This window comes from Lentzea sp. NPDC092896, assembly GCF_044754905.1.
GTDB lineage: Bacteria > Actinomycetota > Actinomycetes > Mycobacteriales > Pseudonocardiaceae > Lentzea.
The window spans coordinates 142860-158549 of the sequence record NZ_JBIVPX010000010.1 but is presented as its reverse complement, the minus strand read 5'-3'; the positions used below and the strand labels follow the sequence as shown (position 1 = coordinate 158549).

Annotated in this window: 16 protein-coding genes; 10 read left to right on the top strand and 6 right to left on the bottom strand. The window is 69.1% G+C overall.

The genetic code is table 11. The features are described 5' to 3' along the window. The first annotated feature begins 75 nt into the window (after window positions 1–75). Complete coding sequence (locus ACIQF0_RS37655) at window positions 76–276, top strand: winged helix-turn-helix transcriptional regulator (RefSeq protein ID WP_401037933.1); 201 nt, start codon at window positions 76–78, stop codon at window positions 274–276. Here ACIQF0_RS37655 and ACIQF0_RS37650 read toward each other — a convergent pair. Both ACIQF0_RS37650 and hrpA read right to left on the bottom strand, forming a co-directional pair. Next, the gene (locus tag ACIQF0_RS37650; protein ID WP_401037930.1) at window positions 250–789 is read right to left on the bottom strand and encodes a hypothetical protein; all 540 of its coding nucleotides are present in this window, start codon (window positions 787–789) and stop codon (window positions 250–252) included. The two genes, ACIQF0_RS37655 and ACIQF0_RS37650, sit on opposite strands and share 27 nt — an antisense overlap. Window positions 790–807: 18 nt before the next feature. Continuing rightward, entirely contained in the window at window positions 808–4674 is a 3867-nt protein-coding gene (gene hrpA / locus ACIQF0_RS37645) for an ATP-dependent RNA helicase HrpA (protein ID WP_401037928.1), read from the bottom strand. Between the two features lie 76 nt (window positions 4675–4750). Here hrpA and ACIQF0_RS37640 point away from each other — a divergent pair, with 76 nt between their 5' ends. From ACIQF0_RS37640 to ACIQF0_RS37630, 3 genes are all read left to right on the top strand, one after another. Continuing rightward, entirely contained in the window at window positions 4751–5326 is a 576-nt protein-coding gene (locus tag ACIQF0_RS37640; protein ID WP_401037925.1) for a DUF4240 domain-containing protein, read from the top strand. Between the two features lie 118 nt (window positions 5327–5444). Next, on the top strand, window positions 5445–5999 hold the full coding sequence (locus tag ACIQF0_RS37635; RefSeq protein ID WP_401037922.1) for a DUF4240 domain-containing protein: 555 nt from the start codon (window positions 5445–5447) through the stop codon (window positions 5997–5999). Next, window positions 5999–6337 carry a hypothetical protein gene (locus ACIQF0_RS37630; RefSeq protein ID WP_360036811.1) on the top strand — a complete coding sequence of 113 codons (339 nt, stop codon included), beginning with the start codon at window positions 5999–6001 and terminating at the stop codon, window positions 6335–6337. The genes ACIQF0_RS37635 and ACIQF0_RS37630 overlap by 1 nt, the downstream gene beginning before the upstream one ends. On the opposite strand, the gene add is transcribed toward ACIQF0_RS37630, so the two are convergent. Together add and ACIQF0_RS37620 are read right to left on the bottom strand one after the other, a co-directional pair. Further along, a complete protein-coding gene (gene add, locus ACIQF0_RS37625) occupies window positions 6253–7341 on the bottom strand; it encodes an adenosine deaminase (protein WP_401037919.1) in 1089 nt (362 codons plus the stop codon). The two genes, ACIQF0_RS37630 and add, sit on opposite strands and share 85 nt — an antisense overlap. Before the next feature lie 53 nt (window positions 7342–7394). Beyond that, complete coding sequence (locus ACIQF0_RS37620; RefSeq protein WP_401037917.1) at window positions 7395–8120, bottom strand: alpha/beta hydrolase; 726 nt, start codon at window positions 8118–8120, stop codon at window positions 7395–7397. A 221-nt stretch (window positions 8121–8341) separates the two neighbouring features. Here ACIQF0_RS37620 and ACIQF0_RS37615 point away from each other — a divergent pair, with 221 nt between their 5' ends. From ACIQF0_RS37615 to ACIQF0_RS37600, 4 genes are all read left to right on the top strand, one after another. Next, entirely contained in the window at window positions 8342–8713 is a 372-nt protein-coding gene (locus tag ACIQF0_RS37615) for a DUF4180 domain-containing protein (protein ID WP_401037914.1), read from the top strand. Between the two features lie 77 nt (window positions 8714–8790). Next, window positions 8791–9837, top strand: a complete 1047-nt coding sequence (locus ACIQF0_RS37610) for a threonine aldolase family protein (protein ID WP_401037912.1) — start codon at window positions 8791–8793, stop codon at window positions 9835–9837. Then, window positions 9834–10952 carry a site-specific integrase gene (locus tag ACIQF0_RS37605; protein WP_401037910.1) on the top strand — a complete coding sequence of 373 codons (1119 nt, stop codon included), beginning with the start codon at window positions 9834–9836 and terminating at the stop codon, window positions 10950–10952. Before ACIQF0_RS37610 ends, ACIQF0_RS37605 begins: the two co-directional genes overlap by 4 nt. Window positions 10953–11318: 366 nt before the next feature. Then, complete coding sequence (locus tag ACIQF0_RS37600; protein WP_401037907.1) at window positions 11319–12839, top strand: M4 family metallopeptidase; 1521 nt, start codon at window positions 11319–11321, stop codon at window positions 12837–12839. 72 nt (window positions 12840–12911) lie between these two features. Here ACIQF0_RS37600 and ACIQF0_RS37595 read toward each other — a convergent pair whose 3' ends face one another. Further along, entirely contained in the window at window positions 12912–13361 is a 450-nt protein-coding gene (locus tag ACIQF0_RS37595) for a YybH family protein (protein WP_401037904.1), read from the bottom strand. A gap of 115 nt (window positions 13362–13476) precedes the next feature. Here ACIQF0_RS37595 and ACIQF0_RS37590 point away from each other — a divergent pair, with 115 nt between their 5' ends. After that, a complete protein-coding gene (locus ACIQF0_RS37590) occupies window positions 13477–13851 on the top strand; it encodes a YciI family protein (RefSeq protein ID WP_360036835.1) in 375 nt (124 codons plus the stop codon). Next, window positions 13848–15026, top strand: a complete 1179-nt coding sequence (locus tag ACIQF0_RS37585) for an RNA polymerase sigma factor (RefSeq protein ID WP_401037902.1) — start codon at window positions 13848–13850, stop codon at window positions 15024–15026. Before ACIQF0_RS37590 ends, ACIQF0_RS37585 begins: the two co-directional genes overlap by 4 nt. Here ACIQF0_RS37585 and ACIQF0_RS37580 read toward each other — a convergent pair. Then, a complete protein-coding gene (locus tag ACIQF0_RS37580) occupies window positions 14998–15690 on the bottom strand; it encodes a histidine phosphatase family protein (protein WP_401037899.1) in 693 nt (230 codons plus the stop codon). The two genes, ACIQF0_RS37585 and ACIQF0_RS37580, sit on opposite strands and share 29 nt — an antisense overlap.

Here is a 15690-nt window from a genome sequence, read left to right as displayed (position 1 = left end):
GGCGAGCGAGGTCGGTGGCGGTGCCGTGCGCGTCGCCGATGGTCCAGTCGGTCGTTCTCGGCGTTGCGGTAGGGGTTGCCGTCGCTGAGCGCGAAGGTGCTGACCGAGCGGCTGGAGTCGTTGGTGGCGCAGGGATTGGTGTCGTGCTCCCGCTCCCCCGGCTTTCCCGTGCGGACGTGCTACGCGCTGACGCCGGCCGGGATGGTGCTGCGGCCGTTGCTGGTGGAGCTGTACCGCACGGGTGAGGCGTTACTGGGCGAGCTCACGCAGGACTGACTCCAGCGGCGCGATGACGTGCCGGGAGATCTTGAGCTCGTCGGACACGAGCACCGTGTGCTTGTCGACGCGCCGCCAGAACTGGCCCTCGACGGGGATCTCGATCATGCGGAGGTTGAAGACGGGCTGGCGGCCCAGTTCGACGGTGAGCTGGTCGACGATCTCCCTGAGCAGCGTGTAGGAGACGGTCCTGGCGTGGTGGCGCAGCGCGCGCTGCTCGGGCGAGGACCAGTCGGGCCCCCACCGGGTGTAGTCGGCGCGCATCTGCTCGGGCATCCCGACCGGCGGGTGCCCTGGGCCGAGGGTGCTGAGCGACTGGGTCCACCACCGGTCCCACGCCGACCCGAAGGTCTCCGGCACGTACGCGTCGTGGTCGCGCGGTACCGGCGGGGTCAGGCGTGGGATCGAGGCGGCGGTGGGTGTGCTGACGCCGAGTGCGTCACGGACGTAGAGCGGGAAGGTGCCGTCGTCGCCGCAGGACACCTGCCACGTGGAATCCCCGGGAAACTGCATGTTCCACGGTAGCGAGGTTTACAAGGGCACGGCGTCGAGCGCTTTGTAGATGCGCTTGTCGCTGACGCTGTAGCGGGTCGGGATGGTCTGGGCGAAGTACGACAGGCGCAGTTCCTCGATCATCCAGCGGATCTCGTCGAGTTCGGGCGCGGGTTCGTCGGCCGGGGTCTGCGCGCGCAGTTCCCGGTACTCGGCGTGGACCTGGTGGATCTTGTCGGTCCAGTCGAGGTCGCGGCGCGGGTTCTCGGGCAGTTTCTCGATGCGCCGCGCGATGCCCTTGAGGTAGCGGACCAGGTCGGGCAGCCGGTCGTAGCCGGTGTGGGTGACGAATCCCTTGTACACCAACGAGTTGAGGTGCGCGCGGATGTCGGCGGCCGAATCGGGGGCGCCCTTGAGGCCGCTCAGCGCGAGTTCGGCCTGGTGGGCGGCTTCGAGGACCTTGCGGACCTCCTGCACGACGACCCAGGTGGTGTCGTTGAGCGCGGCCTGGACCTTCTTCTGTTGCGCCGCGAAGGACTTGGCGTTCCAGGCCGGGTCGCCCATCAACCGGTCGACCGCCGCCATGATGCAGTCCGACAACAGCGCGGCGACGCTGCCGTGCGGGTTGCGGGTCAGGGCGAGCTTGGCGGCGTTGTCGAGGTGGCGTTGCAGGTGCTTGACCGGCGAGTTGACGCCGAGCAGCAGGAGTCTGCGCACGCCGCGGCGGTGGGCGTAGGCCTGGCGGCCCGGCGTGTCGAGGACCTTGATCGCGACGGTCTCGCCCTGGTCGAGCAGCGACGGGTAGGCGGTGACGGTGATGCCGGACTGCCGTTGCTCGATGGTCTGGGGCAGGGCGTCGAAGTCCCAGGTCGTCAGGCCGGTGCGTTCGAGGTGGCCGGCGGCCTGGCTGAGTGACTCGCGGACCTCGTCGCGCAGCTTCTCCTTCAGCGCCGCGATGTCCTTGCCTTCGGCGAGGGTGCGGTTGTGCTCGTCGACGACCTGGAAGGTGAGCTTGAGGTGGTCGGGGACGGCGTCGAACTGCCAGTCCTCGCGGTGCACCGTCACGCCCGTGAGTGCCCGCAGTTCCCGTTCCACGCCGTAGAGCAGTGACGTCTCCTCGGGCTTGATGCGCGCGAGGACGGCGGTGGCGACGTCGGGGACGGGCACGAAGTTGCGGCGGATCTGCTTGGGCAGCGACCGGATGAGCGCGACGACGAGGTCGTGGCGCAGGCCGGGGATCTGCCAGGAGAACGCGTCGTCGTCCAGCGTCGTGAGCGCCGGCAGCGGGAGCTGGACGGTGACGCCGTCGTTCTTGGTGCCCGGCTCGAAGTGGTAGCTCAGCGGCAGCGTGAGCTCGCCTTGGCGCCACTGGTCGGGGTAGGCGTCGGGGGTGACGTCGGCGCGGTCGTTGACCAGCATGTCCTTGGTGAAGGTCAGCTGGTTCTTGTCCTTCTGCTTCTTCCACCACGAGTCGAAGTGCCGCGCGGACACGACCTCGGGGGCGACGCGCTTGTCGTAGAACTCGTAGAGCGTCTCCTCGTCCACGACGATGTCGCGGCGGCGTGCGCGGTTCTCCAGTTCGCCGACTTCTTCGAGCATGGCGCGGTTGGTGTGGAAGAACCGGTGGTGCGTGGTCCACTCCCCCTGCACCAGTGCGTGGCGGATGAACAGCTCACGGGACAGTTCGGGGTCGATGCGGCCGTAGCTGACCTTGCGGCCGACGACGATCGGCACCCCGTACAGCGTGACCTTCTCCAGCGCGACGACCGATCCGCGTTTGGTCTCCCAGTGCGGTTCGGAGTACTGGCGTTTGATCACGTGTTCGCCGAGGCGTTCGGCCCATTCGGGTTCGATCTTCGCGACGATACGGCCCCACAGGCGGCTGGTCTCGACGAGTTCGGCGGCCATCACCCACTGCGGTGGTTTCTTGGCCAGCGCGGAGCCGGGGAAGATCGCGAACTTGGCGTTGCGGGCGCCGAGGAACTCCGTGAGCGGACGCCGTTTCTCGCCGGGTGCCTGCTTTTTGAGGATGTCCTTGACGCCGATGTGGCTGAGCAGTCCGGACAGCAGCGCGATGTGGATGTTGCGCGGGTCGCCGGGCTGGTCGTTGACGTGCATGCCGATCTGCTTGGCGACCTGGCGCAGCTGCAGGTAGATGTCCTGCCACTCGCGCACGCGCAGGTAGTTGAGGAACTCGGCCTTGCAGCGCTTGCGGAACTGGTTGCCGCTCAGTTCCTTCTGCTGCTGCTTGAGGTACTCCCACAGGTTGAGGAACGTGGTGAAGTCGGATTCCTTGTCGACGAACCTCGCGTGCTGCTGGGTGGCGGCTTCCTGCTGGTCGGCGGGCCGTTCGCGCGGGTCCTGGATGGACAGTGCCGCGGCGATGATCATGACCTCTTTGAGGCAGCCGGTGGTGTCGGCCTCCAGCACCATGCGGCCCAGGCGCGGGTCGACGGGCAGGGCGGCGAGTTTGCGGCCGGTGGGGGTGAGCTTCTTCTCGGCGGCGTTGATGGCGCCGAGTTCCTGCAGCAGGCCGATGCCGTCGTTGATGTTGCGGGAGTCGGGCGGGTCGATGAACGGGAACGCGGCGACGTCGCCGAGGCCGATGTTGGTCATCTGCAGGATGACGCTGGCGAGGTTGGTGCGCAGGATCTCCGCGTCGGTGAACTCGGGGCGGGCCTCGAAGTCATCCTCGGAGTACAGGCGGATGCAGATGCCTTCGCTGACGCGGCCGCAGCGGCCCTTGCGCTGGTTCGCGCTGGCTTGGCTGATGGGTTCGATCGGCAGGCGCTGGACCTTGAGGCGGTGGCTGTAGCGGGAGATGCGGGCGTTGCCGGGGTCGACGACGTACTTGATGCCGGGCACGGTGAGGCTGGTCTCGGCGACGTTGGTGGCGAGCACGACGCGGCGGCCGGTGTGGCGTTGGAACACGAGGTGCTGCTCGCCCACGCTCAGGCGCGCGTAGAGCGGGAGGATCTCGGTGTTGCGGAGGTCCTCGGCTTTGAGGGCTTCGGCGGTGTCGCGGATCTCGCGTTCGCCGGACAGGAACACCAGGACGTCGCCGGGGCCTTCGGCCTGCAGTTCGCGGACGGCGTTGATGATGCCCTGGGTCTGGTCGTCGTCCTCCTCCAGCGGCCGGTAGCGGGTCTCGACGGGGTAGGTGCGGCCGGAGACCTCGATGACCGGGGCGTTCTCGAAGTGCGCGCTGAAGCGTTGCGGGTCGATGGTCGCGGAGGTGATGACGACCTTGAGTTCGGGGCGCCGCGGCAGGAGCTGTTTGAGGTAGCCGAGCAGGAAGTCGACGTTGAGGCTGCGTTCGTGGGCCTCGTCGATGATGATCGTGTCGTAGCGGCTCAGCGACCTGTCGGTCTGGATCTCGGCGAGCAGGATGCCGTCGGTCATGAGCTTGACCAGGGTCTCGTCGCCGGACTGGTCGGTGAAGCGGACCTTGTAGCCGATGGTGTCGCCGAGCTTGGTGCCGAGTTCCTCGGCGACGCGTTCGGCGACGGTGCGGGCGGCGATGCGGCGGGGCTGGGTGTGGCCGATCTGGCCGGTGATCCCGCGGCCCAGTTCCAGGCAGATCTTGGGCAGCTGGGTGGTCTTACCGGATCCGGTCTCGCCGGCGACGATCACGACCTGGTGGTTCGCGATCAGCTCTTTGATCTCGTCCTTGTGCTGGCTGACCGGCAGTTCGGCGGGATAGGTGATCTTGGGAACGGACTCCCGGCGCAGCGCGACCTTGAGCGCGGCCTCGTCGATCTGGGCGGCGATCTCCTCGGTGATCTTGCGGCGCGCCAGCGGGTCTTTGACCTTGCGTGCGCCGTCGAGGCGCCTGGCGAGCCGGCGTTGATCACGCGGCATGAGCTCGGGCAGGCGTTTGTGCAGTTCAGCGTGCGGGGTGTCCATTTGGCGTCAAGGATAGTCAGGAGCATCGGGTTCGCTCGCGTCAATAACCGTCAGACCCCGCCGCTAGCCTCGCCGCATGGACTCCGGGGGCTTGTGGAAGCTGGTCGATCACGCCGTCGCCGCCACCGCTGACCTGGAACAACGGCGGGAGTGGCTGTCCGGGCGGCTCGCGTTGCTGCCGGCGGGTGAGATCGCCGACTTCGCGGTGCGCCTGGAGGAGCAGCGCGGCCGGGTGGACACGTGGGCGCACTGGCAGGCGGCCACGCTGATCTGTTCGGGGTTGTGCGGGATGGACTCGTTCTTCTACTTCCAGGCGTGGCTGATCGGCCAGGGCCGCGAGGTCTTCTCGTCGGTGGCGGCGTCTCCGGACGCGCTGGCGGACGTGCCCGCGGTGCGGCGGCTGGCGGCGCTGGGGCCGGTGGACGAGTGGTCCGATGAGGACTGGCCCGAGTGGGAGGCGCTGTACCGGGTACCGGACGCGGCGTTCGAGGCGGTGCACGCCGGGGGCCTGGACGAGCTGTTGGCCTCGCGGGGGCAGGGGCGGGCGTTCGACGTGTCGCCGGGTGGTGAGGACGTGGGGATGGAGGATCCGGCCGACATCGCGTGGCGGATTCCGCGGTTGTGGGCGTTGTTCGGGACGGTGCCGCGATAGCGCGTGCGGACCTCGGCGGCGTCCTCTCGCCGCGCCCGCCGTTGCCTCTTCTGGCTTCTGAGCTGGGCGGATGTCGGGGCTTCAAAAATTGTCAGACCCTCTCGCTAGCGTTTCGGGCATGGACCTCAACGCGTTCTGGGGCCTGGTGGAGTCCTCCGCTGCGGGGGCCTCTGGCCAGGACGATCGGCTGGAGCGGCTCACGGCCGCGCTGGCCGTGCTGCCTGCCGGCGAGGTGGTGGAGTTCGCGGTGCGCTTGGACGAGGTGCGTCGCCGGGTCGACACGTGGGCGCATTGGCACGCGGCGGACGTGATCTGCGGCGGGTTGTGTTCGGACGACGGGTTCTTCTACTTCCAGGCGTGGCTGGTGGGTCAGGGGCGGGCGGTGTTCGAGGCGGTGGCCTCGTCGCCGGACGCGTTGGCCGATCTGCCGCACGTGCGGTTGCTGGCGTCGCGGGGCGGCGTGCACGCGTGGGCGGATGAGGACTGGCCGGACTGGGAGGGTCTCGACTACGTGGCGGCCGAGGCGTTCGACGGTGATCTGGAGGCGGTGGTGGCCTCGCGTGGGCTGCTGGTGTCGCCGGATCCGGCTGGTGAGCAGTGGGATTTCGCTGATCCGGCGGAGATCTCCGCGCGGATTCCGCGGTTGGGTGCGTTGTTCGGGAAGGTGGCGTGATGGACGAGCCGGTCGATGTCCAGGTCGATGTGGCGGTGTGGCGGGCTCCTGGTCCGGCGTCCTTCCCGGAGGCGGCGGCCCGGTACGCGGAGTTGCGGTCCTCGCCGCTGGGCGCGTTCGAGCCCGCGGTGGCGGCGTTCGTGCGGGAGTTGCGGCAGACCTCGCCGGATCCCGCTTCGGCGGTGTCGTGGGACGAGGCGCTGACGGTGGGGGTGGACGCGGTGATCGTGCACGTGGTGTGGCCGGGTCAGCGTCAGGTGCTGGACCTGGTGGCGTTGCTGGCGTCGAGGCACGGGCTGGTGTGTTTCGAGCCTGCCCGCCAGGTGGCGATGTCCTGACGCAGCGCGGTCTTCGTGCCTTCGGGGGCGAAGGAGGCGTCGACGGCGTTGGTGGCGATGCGCGCGAGCAGGTCGTCGTCGAAGCCGAGGTGGTCGCGCAGCAGCCGGTACTCGTCGGTGAGCGTGGTGCCGGTGGAGGCGGGGATGTCGGTGCTGAGCGTGACGGTCAGGCCGGCGTCGATGAGGTGTGGCAGCGGATGAGAGGAGAGCGAGTCGACCAGTCCCAGTGCGACGTTGGACGAAGGGCAGGCTTCGAGTGGGATGGCGCGGTCCCGTAGCAGCGCGACGACTTCCGGATCGTCGAGTGCGCGGAACCCGTGGCCGATCCGGTCGGCGAGCCCGATGGTGACGGCTTCGGCGACGCTCGGTGCCCCGCAGCACTCTCCGGCGTGGTGCACGAGCCCGATCCCGGCTTCTCGCGCGGCGCGGAACACGGCGGTGAACGGGGTGAGCGGGTGGTCTTCCGCTCCGGCCATCCCGATCGCGACGACCCGCGGGTGCGTGGCCGCGAGGCGAAGCGAGTCCTGAAACCGCGCCACCGATCGTTTTCTGGGGTGGTCCACGATCACACGGCATTCGATGCCGTGGGCGGCCTGTCCTGCGGCGAGCCCGGACAACACCGCTTCGAGCGGCATGTCCGGATCACCGAGTCGTTCTCCGTGCGCTGCCGCGGTGAACGTGACCTCGGCGTACCGGGTCCCCTGCGCTGCTTCCTCGGCGCAGAACTCGTACGCGATCCGGTGGAAGTCCCCGGCTCGCCGCAGGCAGTCCCGTACCGCCCCGTTGTGGGCGGCGAACTGCGCGAAGCCGTCGAACGATCCGGCCTGCACGGCGAAGCCGTCGAACGATCCGGCCTGCACGGCGAAGCCGTCGAACGATCCGGCCTGCACGGCCGGCACGGCGACGCCGTGGTGCTCGGCGAGTTCGGCGAGGGTGTCCGGGCGCACGGTGCTTTCCAGGTGCACGTGCAGGTGGGCCTTGGGCAACGTCGCGAGGTCACGCATGTGGCGCGACGCTACCCAGGCCCGCCTGGGAGCGCCCGGGATTTTCGGGTGCGTCAGCCGGCGAGGAACGTCACCGCGGCGGGCAGTTCGTGCTCGGGGACCTCGCCGTGGCCTCCGGGGTTGGCGTGCAACGACTTCTGGCGGGTGGCGAAGGCGTCGAACATCGCGAGTCCGGCGTCGCGGGCGATGAGCTGGTCGTCCCACTGCAGCAGGAACCGCACGGGCACGGTGATCGCCGCGGCCGCGCGTGTCAGGGCTTCGGTCGCGCCGACCAGTCCGAACACGGCCGCGCGGATGCGGGGTTCGGCGGCGACGAGCGGGATGCCGATGGCGCTGCCCATCGACGTGCCCCAGAACCCGGTGGTGGCGCCGGTGCCGGGCAGAACGCCGGTGTCGGGCAGGGTGTCGAGAACCGATCGCCATTCCGGGATCGCGCGGGCGGCCAGCAGGGCGTTGTACTCGGCGAGCAGCGCGCCGGCGTCGCGTCCCGCGGTGATGCGGGAGCGGATCTCGGTGATGAACCGGTCGTCCTCGGCGGTGCGGGGCCTCTCGCCGTGGCCGGGCGAGTCGAGTGTGACGACGGCGAGTCCTGCGGCGGCGCACAGGTGTGCGCGGGCGATGGCGCCGGGGGCTCGCTTGTGCTGGCCGCCGCCGTGGGCGCCGAGCACGAGTCCGGTCGGCGTGCCGGGAGGGGTCCAGAGCACGCCGGGGACGCCGTCGAGGACGAAGTCGCGTTCGGTGGTGCCGTCGGAGGAGGTCGATTCGGTGGTGAAGCGCATGGCTGTTCGCCTTTCGGGACGGCTGCTGGAGCGTTCCCGTGGCGACGCGCGGACGGCGTCAGGCCGAGGCTGGGAGGGAACGCCCATCTGGGGTGACCGCGTTGATGGGACTCACCTCCTCGGGGTCGATCGCGTGCGGTGATCTTAGCAAGGGGTGATCAGCGGCCGCGCGCGATATTCGGCGCGACATCGGATGCGGGCCGCGACTAGGTTCCGGTGCCATGCCTGATGTTGTGCAGACGCGCCATGGCGCGACGGTGCTGATGTGCGCGCCGGACGGTCCCGCGATCACCGATGAGCAGTCCGCTGTGGACTTGATGGGCACGTTGTGGGGTCAGGACGTGCAGTGGCTGGTGTTGCCGGTGGCGCGGTTGTCCGACGATTTCCTCGTGTTGCGCACTCGGGTGGCGGGTGCGGTGGTGCAGAAGTTCCAGCAGTACGGGTTCAAGGTCGTGGTGGTCGGGGACATCGCCGAGCAGGTGGCAGCGAGCACGGCGTTGCGGGACTTCGTCTACGAGTCGAACCGGGGCCGTCAGCTGTGGTTCGTGGCGGACGAGGCCGAGCTGGACGCACGCCTGAGCGCGGCTGCCTGATCACAGTGGCCTGATCAGGTGCCTGATCACGGCGAACGGGTCTGTTGCAAGTAAGTTGCAATAGGTATCGTCCGGTCATGGAGATCCGTCGTTCGCTGTCGCAGCACAGCGGTCCGCGCAAGTCGCCGTTCGAGCTGGTGCGCCGCCTGGCCGGGCACGTCACGGCGGACACGCGGCCGGAGGATCCGGTGCGGGAGCTGGAGCATCGGGTCGCGGCGCTGCTGGGCAAGCCCCAGGCGTTGTTCTTCCCGTCGGGGACGATGGCGCAGCAGGTGGCGTTGCGGGTGCACGCGGAACGCACGGGCCGGCAGGCGTTCGCGGGTCATCCGCAGACCCACCTGCACGTGTGGGAGAACCAGGGCTACAACGTGCTGCACGGCCTGCGGTTCCACCCGGTGGGTGACCGCAACGAGCTGTTCGGCCTCGACGATCTGGCGGCGGTGCGCGAACCGCTCGCGGCCGTGGTGTTCGAGCTGCCGCAACGCGACATCGGCGGAGCGCTGCCGGAGTTCGGGGATCTGGCGGCGCAGACCGCGTGGGCGAGGCAGAGCGGTGCGGCCGCGCACTGCGACGGGGCTCGGCTGTGGGAGGCGCAGACCGGCTACGACGCCACGTTCGCGGAGATCTGCGCGTTGTTCGACACGGTGTACGTGTCGCTCTACAAAGGACTCGAGGGCGTGCGGGGCGCCGTCCTGGCCGGGGACGCGGAGACGATCGGGCAGGCGGCGGTGTGGCAGCGCCGGATGGGCGGGGCGATCGCGGACGCGTGGCCGCTGGCGGCGATCGCGTTGATGGGCATGGACACCAACCTGCCGAGGATGGCGGAGTTCCGCGACCACGCGCGGGCGCTGGCCGAGGCGATCAACGCCGACGGGTTCGCGCACACCACCCCGGACGTGCCCGCCACTCCCCTGTTCCACGTCCACCTGCCGATGTCGCGCCACGACGCGCAGCGGGCGGCGCAGAACCTGCTGGAGGAGATGGGGATCAGGCTGTTCCTGTACGCGCGGTCGAATCCGGATCCGCGCCGGTGCAGCTTCGAGGTGAGCGTGGGGATCAGCGGGCTGGAGTTCGCGCCGCGCGAGGTCGCGGAGTTGATCAGAGGACTACCATCGCGGGTGTGAGCCTGCCCGAACCCGTCCAGCACGCGCTGGTCAGGGTCTCGCACTCGGTGCTGATCGACGCCGACGCGCTCGTGAGGGTGCGCGAACGGTTCGACGACGAGCAGGCGGCCTCGCTCAGCGGCTATCTGCGCAGCGCTCAATCCCCGAACACGGTGCGCGCCTACCGGTCGGACTGGATCGCCTGGGCAGGCTGGTGTCAGGCGGAGGGCCGTCAGGCGTTGCCCGCGGATCCGCTGGACGTGGCGGTGTACCTGGCGGTCGCGGCGGACACGGTGAAACCGGACGGGTCACCGGCGTTCGGCGCGTCGACACTGGAACGCAAGTCCGCGGCGATCGCGGCCGTGCACGCGGCCAACGGCCTGCCCAGCCCGACGCGCAGTGATGTCGTGCGGCTGACGTTGCGCGGTATCCGGCGCACCCGCAAGACCCAGCCGCGACGCAAACGGCCGGTGCTGCTCGACACGCTCGAAGCGCTCCTGAACGAACGTCCGCAGGACGGCCCGGCGCGCGCGAGGGACGCGTTGCTGCTGCTGGTCGGGTTCGCGGGAGCGTTGCGGCGCAGTGAGCTGGCGCAGATCGAGTTCGAGGACGTCACGGTGGACGTGGATCCGCGCACCCACGAACCGTTGCTGCTGATCCGGCTGGGGACGACGAAGACCGACCAGACGGGCAAGCACCAGCAGTCGGTGGTGCTGCCGCGCGGCAGCAGGCGGCCGACGTGCCCGGTGTGCGCGTTCGCGGACTGGGCCGACGTGCTGGACGGCCGCGAGATCACCGAGACCGGGCTGCACCGCTGCCACGGCTACCAGGCCACCCGCCCGCAGGGCCCGGTGTTCCCGATCATCAACCGGCACGGCGGCATCGGCGCGAAGGCCATGTCGGGGCGCGCGGTGGCGGAACTGGTGAAGCGCTACGCGGTGCGGGCGGGGCTGGATCCGGCGTTGTTCGGCGGGCACTCGCTGCGGGCGGGGTTCGCGACGCAGGCGGCGCTGGGCGGGGCGAGCGACCGGGAGATCATGCGGCAGGGCCGGTGGACGAATCCGCGCACGGTGCACCGCTACATCCGGACCGCGAACCCCCTCGAGGACAACGCCGTGACCCGCCTGGGCCTCTGATTCTGTGACCCAGGTCTCACTGTGCGTAGTTAACTGTAAACAAGATCCCCTCCGGTAGGGCTGCACCGAACAGAGCAGCGCGCTACTCCATCGGCACCGGCGTGCCCAGAAGTTTCCGTCGTGTTTCCACGCCGTTTGAGCTGCTCTTTTGTCCCGCCATTCGGACAAATCCCGGTGTCCTGACCAGCGCCTCAGCTCAAATCGTGAAGCAATCTCGCACTTTGGGAGTGGCTGGTCGCATGTACTGAGAGCAATACGATCACCACGCCCGGTCATCGACGATGGTCGGGATGTTCCACGGTGATCGACCCGGCACCCCTGTAACGCCCGGAGCGATCACTCCCTGCACCGGAACAAGGAGCGTTCATGAAGCGCAAAACCCTGGGCATCACCACCGCCCTGGTGGCCGGAGCGGCCCTGGCCGCCACGGGCACGCTGGGAGCCAACGCTGCACCGCAGCCGAGGAGCCTCACGCAACAGGAAGCTCTGCACGCCGCGGCCGAGCAGGCGGGGACGATCTCCTCCGCCCTCGGCCTGTCCGGCGGCGAGCAGCTCGTCCCCCGTGACGTCGTGCGCGACGCCGACGGCACGCACCACCTCCGCTTCGACCGCACTCTCAACGGTCTGAAGGTCATCGGCGGCGACCTCGTCGTCGCCCAGAAGTCCGGCCAGGTCACGGGCGTGACCAAGGCGTCGGAGGCCGCCCTCGCAGGCCTCGACACCTCCGCGCCCGCCACCGCGGCCGCCGGCGGCACGCTCGTCGTGTTCGCCCTGGACCACACCCCCGTGCTCGCGTGGGAGACGGTCACGCACAGCGTCAAGCAAGACCAGACGCCCAGCGAACTGCACACCTTCACCGACGCCAAGACCGGCCAGACCCTGCTGACCTACGACGGCGTGCACCACGCCGAGGGCACCGGCCAGTCCACCTACACCGGCACCGTCGCCCTCAACACCGCCCAGTCCGGCTCCACGTTCCAGCTCAAGGACCCGGCCCGCGGCAACCAGGCCGTCAACAACCTCAACAACGGCACGGGCACCGGCACCCTATTCACCGACGCCGACAACAAGTGGGGCAACGGCACCTACACCGACAAGGCCACCGCGGGCGTCGACGCCGCGTTCGGCGCCGCCAAGACCTGGGACTACTACAAGAACGTCCACGGCCGCAGCGGCATCAAGAACAACGGCCAGGGCGCGCTGAGCAAGGTCCACTACGGCAACAACTACAGCAACGCCTTCTGGTCGGACTCGTGCTTCTGCATGACCTACGGCGACGGCGCCCAGAACCGCAACCCGCTGACCTCGATCGACGTCGCGGCCCACGAAATGTCACACGGCGTCACCGCCTCGACCGCGGGCCTCGTGTACTCCGGTGAGTCCGGCGGCCTCAACGAGGCCACCAGCGACATCTTCGGCTCCACCACGGAGTTCTACGCCGCCAACACCACCGACGTCGGCGACTACCTGATCGGCGAGAAGATCAACATCCGGGGCGACGGCAAGCCGTTGCGCTACATGGACAAGCCCTCCAAGGACGGCAAGAGCCTCGACTACTGGTCCTCCACGGCCGGCAACGTCGACGTCCACTACTCCTCGGGCATCGCCAACCACTTCTTCTACCTGCTCTCCGAGGGCAGCGGCCAGAAGACCATCAACGGCGTCGCCTACGACTCCCCCACCACCGACGGCCAGTCCGTCACCGGCATCGGCCGCGACAAGGCCGAGAAGATCTGGTACCGCGCACTGACCACCAAGTTCACCTCCAGCACCAAGTACGCCGCCGCCCGCACGGGCACGCTCGCGGCCACCGCCGACCTCTACGGCGCCTCGTCGCCCGAGTACGCGGCGGTCAACCGGGCCTGGGCAGCGGTCAACGTCAAGTAGCAGACCACCCCGCAAGAAGCGCCGAGGTCCGGACCGACCCCCTGCACGGTCCGGGCCTCGGCAAGGCCCATGTCAGGGCTCCAGATCGGTCGCCGCCAGGAACGACCCGTCCATGTGGAACGGCACCGACTGGTGCTCGTGCGTCACCAGCCACCGCCCGTCACGACGCCGCAACCCCACAGTCGTGCGCATCCACATCGAGAACCCCTCCGGATACCCGACCGGCACCGCCGCCATCCGCGCCAGCCCGTGCACGAACGCCACGTCACCGGCCACCGCGACCTGAAGATCCCGGTGCTCGATCGTGATCGGCCCGCTGAACCCGGCCATCCACCCCGCCAACGCCTCCGGATCACGGGCGTCCAGACCCGTGTTGCGCAACGGCGGCGCCAACGTGCACGTCACCGCGTCCTGCGCATACCGCGCCACGATCCGCGCGGGATCCCGCAGCCTCATCCCCTCCTCGTGCTCGGTGAACACCGCGAGAATCGCGACCTCGTCCTGCACCAGCGTGTGAGTCATCCCGAACTCCTCCGTCGAAAGTGGCTGACACACCGGTGTCGAGACACAGCCCGCGGTCTCGACATGGCGGTGAGAAGATTTTTCCGCCAGCCAGCCACGAGCCGGGAGGCCGCACGTGAAGTACCTGATCCTGATCTACAGCAACCCCAAGTCCCGGGCCGCGTGGGACAAGCTCACCGAAGAGCAGCAGATGAAGTTCGGCCAGGACCACTACGACCTGTCCGACAAACTCCGCGCCTCCGGCGAACTCATCGTCAGCGAAGGCCTGCCCGGACCGGAGACCGGCAAGGGCGTCAGCATCCGAAACGGCGAGGTCGTCGTCACCGACGGCCCGTTCGCCGAGGCCAAGGAGTACCTCGCCGGCTTCTACCTCGTCGAAGCCGACGACATCGACCAGGTCATCGCCCACGCCGCCACTCTGCCCGACGCCCACAACGACGGCATCGAGGTCCGGCCCGTCTGGGACGTCTCGATGCTGGACGGCATGTGAACCGTGAGGTGGAGGGCCTGCTGCGGGAACTCGCGCCGCAGGTCCTCGGCGTCCTCGTCCGCCGCCACGGCCAGTTCGACGTCTGCGAGGACGCCGTGCAGGAAGCCCTGCTCGGCGCCGCCCAGCAGTGGCCGGCCGACGGCATCCCCGACAACCCCAAGGGCTGGCTCATCACCGCCGCCAGCCGCCGGTGGATCGAGCAGTACCGCTCCGACACCGCACGCCGTCAACGCGAGGACAAGGTCGTCGCCCTCACCCCCGCACCACCGGACCCGGTGCCCGCCCAGGACGACACGCTCACGATCCTCGCGCTGTGCTGCCACGAGTCACTCACCACGGCCTCACAGATCGCCCTGACGCTGCGGGCGGTCGGCGGTCTCACCACGGCCGAGATCGCGCGCGCGTTCCTCGTGCCGGAGGCGACGGTCGCGCAACGCATCAGCCGCGCCAAGCAGAAGATCAAACAGTCGGGAGCGAAGTTCCGGCCACCGCAGGACCTCACCGCCGTCCTGCACGTGCTGTACCTGATCTTCACCGAAGGCTCCACCGCCAGCTCCGGCGACAGCCTCGTGCGCGTCGACCTCACCGCGGAAGCCATCCGGCTGACCAGGCAACTGCACCGCAGAAGGCCCGACGACGGCGAACTCACCGGCCTGCTCGCACTGATGCTGCTCACCGACGCACGCCGCCCCGCCCGCACCAACACCCACGGCACACTGATCCCACTCGCGGAACAGGACCGCTCCCAGTGGGACACCGCAGCCATCGCGGAAGGCGCCGACCTGATCAGCACGGCGCTCAGGACCGCACAGATCGGCCCCTACCAGCTGCAGGCGGCCATCGCGGCCGTCCACGCCGACGCCAAGACCGCCGACGACACCGACTGGCACGAGATCCTCGGGTTGTACGACCTGCTCACCGTCACCGCACCCGGCCCGATGGTCTCACTCAACCGCGTCGTCGCAGTCGCCATGGTCCACGGCCCCCAGCAGGCACTCGACGAACTGTCCACACTGGACCTCGACCACTACCGCGTCCACGCCGTCCGAGCACATCTCCTCGACCTGAAAGGACAACACGAACAGGCCCGGCAGGAGTACGAGAAAGCCGCCAAACTCACCCTGAGCGCACCAGAACAGCGCTACCTCAGGTCCCGGTCGCGCCACCCACGGTAGCGTCCGACGACGGCTCCTCCTGCGGCGGCGCCACAGGCACCACACCCTTCAGATCGCCACCGTTGTCGTTGGTCCGCAACACGAACGGCCGCGTCGTCGTGTACTGCACCACCGAAATCGAACACGGATCCACCACAATCCGCTGGAACCCGTCCAGGTGCACACCCAACGCGTCCGCGAGAATCGACTTGATCACGTCACCGTGCGAGCACAACACCCACACAGCGCCAGGACCGTGCTCCTCGGTGATCCGCGCATCATGCGCACGCACAGCCGCGACAGCGCGAGCCTGAACGTGCGCGAGCCCCTCACCCTCGGGGAACACCGCGGCGGACGGATGCTGCTGCACCACCGCCCACAACGGCTCGTTCAGCAGATCCTTCAACGCCTTACCGGTCCACGCCCCGTAATCCACTTCGGACAGATCCGGCTCCGCGACCGCCTCCAGGGCACGGTCCGCCAGCAACGGCGCCAACGTCTCCTCGCACCGCTGCAGAGGAGACGACACCACCGCGCTCACCGGAACGTCCTTCAACCGGCCGACCAACGCCGCGGCCTGACCCTGCCCGCGCTCGTCCAAACCCACGCCCAAGGAACGCCCGGCGAGCACACCGGAACCGTTGGCGGTCGAACGAGCATGTCGAAGCAGGATCACCGTGGCCAC

Coding starts and splice junctions, on each gene's coding strand:
- ACIQF0_RS37600 (WP_401037907.1), top strand. CDS start 11,319: ATGAAGCGCAAAACCCTGGGCATCACCACCGCCCTGGTGGCCGGAGCG.
- add (WP_401037919.1), bottom strand. CDS start 7,341: ATGCGTGACCTCGCGACGTTGCCCAAGGCCCACCTGCACGTGCACCTG.
- ACIQF0_RS37610 (WP_401037912.1), top strand. CDS start 8,791: ATGGAGATCCGTCGTTCGCTGTCGCAGCACAGCGGTCCGCGCAAGTCG.
- hrpA (WP_401037928.1), bottom strand. CDS start 4,674: ATGGACACCCCGCACGCTGAACTGCACAAACGCCTGCCCGAGCTCATG.
- ACIQF0_RS37650 (WP_401037930.1), bottom strand. CDS start 789: ATGCAGTTTCCCGGGGATTCCACGTGGCAGGTGTCCTGCGGCGACGAC.
- ACIQF0_RS37640 (WP_401037925.1), top strand. CDS start 4,751: ATGGACTCCGGGGGCTTGTGGAAGCTGGTCGATCACGCCGTCGCCGCC.
- ACIQF0_RS37595 (WP_401037904.1), bottom strand. CDS start 13,361: ATGACTCACACGCTGGTGCAGGACGAGGTCGCGATTCTCGCGGTGTTC.
- ACIQF0_RS37620 (WP_401037917.1), bottom strand. CDS start 8,120: ATGCGCTTCACCACCGAATCGACCTCCTCCGACGGCACCACCGAACGC.
- ACIQF0_RS37635 (WP_401037922.1), top strand. CDS start 5,445: ATGGACCTCAACGCGTTCTGGGGCCTGGTGGAGTCCTCCGCTGCGGGG.
- ACIQF0_RS37615 (WP_401037914.1), top strand. CDS start 8,342: ATGCCTGATGTTGTGCAGACGCGCCATGGCGCGACGGTGCTGATGTGC.
- ACIQF0_RS37630 (WP_360036811.1), top strand. CDS start 5,999: ATGGACGAGCCGGTCGATGTCCAGGTCGATGTGGCGGTGTGGCGGGCT.